This is a genomic window from Streptomyces solicavernae, from assembly GCF_029968095.1.
GTDB classification, from domain to species: domain Bacteria; phylum Actinomycetota; class Actinomycetes; order Streptomycetales; family Streptomycetaceae; genus Streptomyces; species Streptomyces solicavernae.
On sequence record NZ_JASCIR010000094.1, the window covers coordinates 1 to 1,122 of the forward strand.

Below are 1,122 nucleotides of genomic sequence, written 5' to 3' on the forward strand. Positions count from 1 at the left end.
CTAGTGTCCTGAGTCAGAGATTCGGTGGCAGTAGGCGGCGACTTTGTCGAGGATCTCGTCGGCGGTCTTCGTCCAGACGAACGGCCTGGGGTGTTCGTTCCAATCGGTGAGCCAGGCTCTGATGTCGCGTTCGAGGGCTTGGACGGAGCGGTGGACGCCGCGCTTGAGTTTCTTCTGGGTCAGCTCGGCGAACCACCGCTCGACCAGGTTCAGCCAGGACGCGCTTGTCGGCGTGAAGTGCAGGTGGAAGCGGGGGTGCGTCAGCAGCCACTGCTTGACCGCCGGCGTCTTGTGGGTCGCGTAGTTGTCCAGGATCAGATGCACCTGCAGCTCTGCCGGGATCTCCTTGTCGAGCTTGGTCAGGAACTTTTTGAACTCGGCTGCCCGGTGCCGGCGGTGGAGGGAGCCGATGACCTTGCCGGTGGCGACCTCGAGGGCGGCGAACAAGGTGGTGGTGCCGGCGCGGACGTAGTCGTGGCTGCGGCGTTCGGGAACACCGGGCATCATCGGCAGGACCGGCTGGGAGCGGTCCAGTGCCTGGATCTGGGACTTCTCGTCCACGCAGAGGACCAGGGCCTTCTCCGGCGGGTCCAGATACAGGCCGACGACGTCGCGGACCTTGTCGATGAAGAAGGGGTCGGTGGACAGCTTGAACGTCTGGGCGCGGTGCGGGGCGAGGGCGAAAGCCCGCCAGATCCGGGAGATCGCTGACTGCGACATCCCGGTAGCGGCCGCCATCGACCGGGTCGACCAGTGGGTGGCGTTGGCCGGTTTCTCCTCGAGCGTTTTGACGATCACTCGCTCGACGTCGGCATCGGTGATCTTCCTGGGGACGCCCGGCCGCGGTTCGTCACACAGGCCGTCCAGGCCGCGATCGAGGAAGCGTCGCCGCCAGGTGCGGACCGTGTCCGGGGCGATGCGCAGCTGACGCGACACCCCCATGATCGAGTGGCCTTCGGCGCACTCCAATACGATCCGCGACCGCAGGGCCAACGCCTGCGCAGTTGTCCGCCGGCGCACCCACCCCTCAAGCACCTCACGCTGAGCGGGAGTTAACGACAACGGCGGGATCTTCGGACCTGGACGACTCATACCCAACCAACGACGAATCTCCGACTCAGG

Annotated in this window: 1 protein-coding gene; it reads right to left on the reverse strand. The window is 65.9% G+C overall.

What is annotated here, in order from left to right; translation table 11 throughout:
• Complete coding sequence (locus QIS99_RS32130) at positions 1-1,092, reverse strand: IS630 family transposase (protein WP_282517287.1); 1,092 nt, start codon at positions 1,090-1,092, stop codon at positions 1-3.
• Between the last annotated feature and the right edge of the window lie 30 nt (positions 1,093-1,122).